Below are 3,756 nucleotides of genomic sequence, written 5' to 3' on the forward strand. Positions count from 1 at the left end.
TACGATTGACAGCGAATCACACCGGTCATCCCCTGGCAAACCCGAAATCTTTGAGAAAGATTCACACCCTCTCAGGATGAGGGTTTTGCCCGCGGCGACACTCTCAACCCTCTCCATGAACACGCTCTCGGCGTGTTCATGGTCCGGTGTGCAGTGCCGCCTCGGCTTTTGAACCTCATGGTGAGGAGCCGCGTGCACGCGCATTCGGCTCCGGCGATACAAGTGGATGGCGGCGTCTCGAACCATGAGGCCCGCCTCCATCCGGGCCCGATAGACCTTGCGGATCACACCCATGCCAACTGACACCGTGGCCGTCGGCGCGCCTGCGCCCGATGTGCCGACATCGCCACCTCGTCCATGCGACTTTCGCAAGGCGCGGCGCCAACTCGCCGCGCTCGGCTGGGCTGCGCTCTCGATCGGCCTGTTCGCCGCGATCTGGGAGACCCTGTGGTACTTCGGCAAGATCAACCCGCTGCTGCTGCCGCCGCCGCATCTGTTCCTGCAGGACATTCCGGGGACGCTGAAATTTTTCGATCGTTCCAATCGCGTCGGCTCGGTGGCCTCTGGCGGCGGTGCCGGCGCGCTCGCCATCACCATGTTCTGGACCGTGTTCCGCGTCTTCACCGGGCTTGCGCTCGGCTTCGTCAGCGGCGTCGCGGTCGGCGCCGCGCTGCATTACGTGCGCTGGCTCCGTAATCTCATGATGCCGACGGTGCTGCTGCTGGCGCCGATCTCGCCGGTGGCGTGGCTGCCGGTCGCGATCTTCGTGTTCGGCATCGGCGACGTGCCGGCGATCTTCCTCGTCTTCATCACGGTGTTCTTCACCATCGTGCTGTCGACCTCGGCGCAGATCGAGAGCGTGCCGGTCAACTACATCCACGTCGCCCGCATCATGGGCGCGACGCAGACGCAGATGTTCTGGCGCGTCATCCTGCCGGCGATCCTGCCCAGCCTGTTCATGACCCTGCGGCTCAATCTGTTCGGTGCCTGGATGGTGGTCTTGATCGCCGAGACCGTCGGCGTCGGCACCGGGCTCGGCCAGATCATCTCGATGGCGCGCGCCACCTTCAACGCCAAGCTGGTGTTCTTCACCATGGCCGTGATCGGCGCGCTCGGCTTCCTCAGCGACTGGGGCCTGCGCCAGATCCAGCGCCGCATGCTGTGGTGGGTCGCGCCGCAACGGGGAGGGCTCTAGATGGCGCGTCCCGCCGTATCCATCCGCAACGTCGGCAAGACCTGGGACGTGGAAGGCCGTCCGCCGCTGCGCGCCATCGACGACCTGTCCTTCGACGTCGCCCCCGGCGAGTTCGTCGTGCTGCTCGGCCCCTCCGGCTGCGGCAAATCCTCGCTGCTCTACATGATCGCGGGGCTGGAGAGCGTGAGCAACGGAATCATCGAAGATGACGGTCTCGCCATCTCCGGTCCCTCGCCGGAGCGCGGGCTGATCTTCCAGGAGGCCTCGTTGTTTCCCTGGCTGACGATCCTGGACAACGTCGCCTTTGGCCTTGCGATCCGCGCCGAGCTGCCGGAGCGGCGGCGCGAGAAGGCGCGCGAGATCCTGCGTCGCGTCGGGCTTGGTGACGCGCTTGACAAGAAGCCGGACGAATTGTCAGGCGGCATGCGCCAGCGCGCTGCGTTCGCCCGCGCTTTGGTAATGCAGCCGCGCGTGCTGATGATGGACGAGCCGTTCGCCGCACTCGACGTCCAGACCCGCGCCAAGCTGCAGGATTTCCTGCTGCAGATCTGGCAGGACAGCCGCGCCTCGGTGCTGCTCGTAACCCATTCGATCGACGAGGCCATCAGCCTCGCCGACCGCGTGATCGTGTTCACGGCGCGGCCGGGCCGGGTCAAGGCGATCGTGCCGATCGACCTGCCGCGGCCACGGCCGACGCGCTCGCCGCGCTATCACGAATATCGCGACTATTTCACCGAACTGCTCGCCGCCGAGGTCGACAAGGCCTTCGCCGAGCAGTCGGGCCTGTGAACGAACGAAGGGAGAGCATGATGACTGAGCTGTTGGTCGGGGCGAAGTGGGTCGTCTCCGGAATCCAGGATCGGCACACACCCGTGGTGATCGAGGACGGCGCCGTGCTCGCGCGCGATGGCGTGATCGTGGCGGTGGGGCCGTTCGCCGAGCTCGAACGGCTGGCGCCGCAGGCCACCGTGAAGCGGCATCCGCACCACGTGATGCTGCCGGGCTTCGTCAACAGCCATCACCATGTCGGGCTGACGCCGCTGCAGCTCGGTTCGCCCGATCACGCGCTCGAACTCTGGTTCGCCAGCCGCCTGCCGGCGCGCCGCATCGATCTCTATCTCGACACGCTGTATTCCGCGTTCGAGATGATCGCGTCCGGCGTCACCACCGTGCAGCACATTCACGGCTGGATGGCCGGCGGCTTCGACGCCATCCACGGCGCCGCCACCAAGGTCTTGCAGGCCTATCGCGCGATCGGCATGCGCGCGTCCTATTGCTACGCCGTGCGCGAGCAGAATCGGCTGGTCTATGAGGCCGACGAGGAATTCTGTGCCCGCCTGCCGGCGCCGTGGGCCGCGCGGCTTGCCGCGCATCTCGAGGCCCAGCAGGTCCCGTTCGCAGACTACATCAAGCTGTTCGACGTGCTCACGGCCGAAAACGTCGGCCACAGCTTGACGCGCATCCAGCTCGCGCCGGCCAACCTGCACTGGTGCACCGATGACGGCCTGCAGGCGCTGCACGAGAAGTCGCGCGCCGCCAAGGTGCCGATGCACATGCATCTGCTGGAGACCGCCTATCAGAAGGAATATGCGAAGCGGCGCACCGGCAAGACCGCCGTGCGCCATCTGCATGATCTGGGCGTGCTCGGCCCGCACATGACGCTCGGCCATGGCGTCTGGCTGACCGAGGAGGACATCGATATCGTTGCCGGCACCGGCACCTGCATCTGTCACAACTGCTCGTCGAACTTCCGGCTGCGCTCGGGGCTCGCCCCGCTCAATGTCTGGGAGAAGAAGGGCATCACCATCGGCATGGGGCTGGACGAAGCCGGCATCAACGAGGACCGCGATATGCTGCAGGAATTGAAGCTGGCGCTGCGCGTCCACCGCACGCCCGGCATGGACGACGAGGTGCCGACGGCACCGCAGATCGTGCGCATGGCCACCGAGGGCGGCGCCAAGACCACCGCCTTCGGCACCAACATCGGCCGGTTGGAGGAGGGGCGGCTGTTCGATGCCGTGCTGATCGACTGGAACGCTGCGACCTATCCGTTTCAGGATCCGGACATTCCGATGCTGGATGCCCTGGTGCAGCGCGCCAAGTCGCAGCACGTGTCAGCCGTCTATGTCGGTGGCGACATCGTCTATGCCGACGGCCGCTTCACCCACATCAACCGCGACGAGGTATTGGCCGAAATCGCCGACGTGCTTGCCAAGCCGCGCAGCGACGAGGAGGTGGCACGCCGCGAACTCGGGATCGCGGTGTTCCCGCACGTCAAGCAGTTCTACGACGGCTATTTCGACAGCGCCGCGCACACGCCGTTCTATCGGACGTCGACGCGGAGTTAGTTCGTCGTTCATCGTCGTTCGTAGGGTAGGCAAAGCGCCGCCGGAAGGCGGCGCGTGCCCACCGCGCATCAGCGAACGCATCAGCCAAACGGTGGGCACGGCGCCATCGCGATCTCGTTTGGAGACGCTGCACGGCCGCGCCTTTGCCCACCCTCATATGGGGTCTTGTGAGTCAAGTCTCGTTTGATAGGTCGGGTTGTTTTTTCGAGGGGC

General features: G+C 65.8%; 4 protein-coding genes. 3 read left to right on the forward strand and 1 reads right to left on the reverse strand.

Features of this window, described 5'->3' with window-relative positions:
* The coding region (locus tag ACQR1B_RS36060) for a hypothetical protein (RefSeq protein WP_434837645.1) at positions 1-294 on the reverse strand (294 nt) is incomplete at its 3' end.
* Here ACQR1B_RS36060 and ACQR1B_RS36065 point away from each other — a divergent pair.
* The 3 genes from ACQR1B_RS36065 to ACQR1B_RS36075 are packed head-to-tail and all read left to right on the forward strand — an operon-like array spanning position 293 to position 3,543.
* Positions 293-1,195, forward strand: a complete 903-nt coding sequence (locus tag ACQR1B_RS36065; RefSeq protein ID WP_434837646.1) for an ABC transporter permease — start codon at positions 293-295, stop codon at positions 1,193-1,195. The two genes, ACQR1B_RS36060 and ACQR1B_RS36065, sit on opposite strands and share 2 nt — an antisense overlap.
* Positions 1,196-1,984, forward strand: a complete 789-nt coding sequence (locus ACQR1B_RS36070; protein WP_434837647.1) for an ABC transporter ATP-binding protein — start codon at positions 1,196-1,198, stop codon at positions 1,982-1,984.
* Positions 1,985-2,004: 20 nt separating this feature from the next.
* On the forward strand, positions 2,005-3,543 hold the full coding sequence (locus ACQR1B_RS36075; protein ID WP_434837648.1) for an amidohydrolase family protein: 1,539 nt from the start codon (positions 2,005-2,007) through the stop codon (positions 3,541-3,543).
* Positions 3,544-3,756: the final 213 nt, after the last annotated feature.

Source organism: Bradyrhizobium oligotrophicum (genome assembly GCF_051168495.1).
Taxonomy (GTDB): Bacteria; Pseudomonadota; Alphaproteobacteria; order Rhizobiales; family Xanthobacteraceae; genus Bradyrhizobium; species Bradyrhizobium oligotrophicum_A.

Excerpts from the sequence above, each read along its gene's own strand:
- ACQR1B_RS36065 (WP_434837646.1), top strand. The coding sequence starts at position 293 with ATGCCAACTGACACCGTGGCCGTCGGCGCGCCTGCGCCCGATGTGCCG.
- ACQR1B_RS36070 (WP_434837647.1), top strand. The coding sequence starts at position 1,196 with ATGGCGCGTCCCGCCGTATCCATCCGCAACGTCGGCAAGACCTGGGAC.
- ACQR1B_RS36075 (WP_434837648.1), top strand. The coding sequence starts at position 2,005 with ATGACTGAGCTGTTGGTCGGGGCGAAGTGGGTCGTCTCCGGAATCCAG.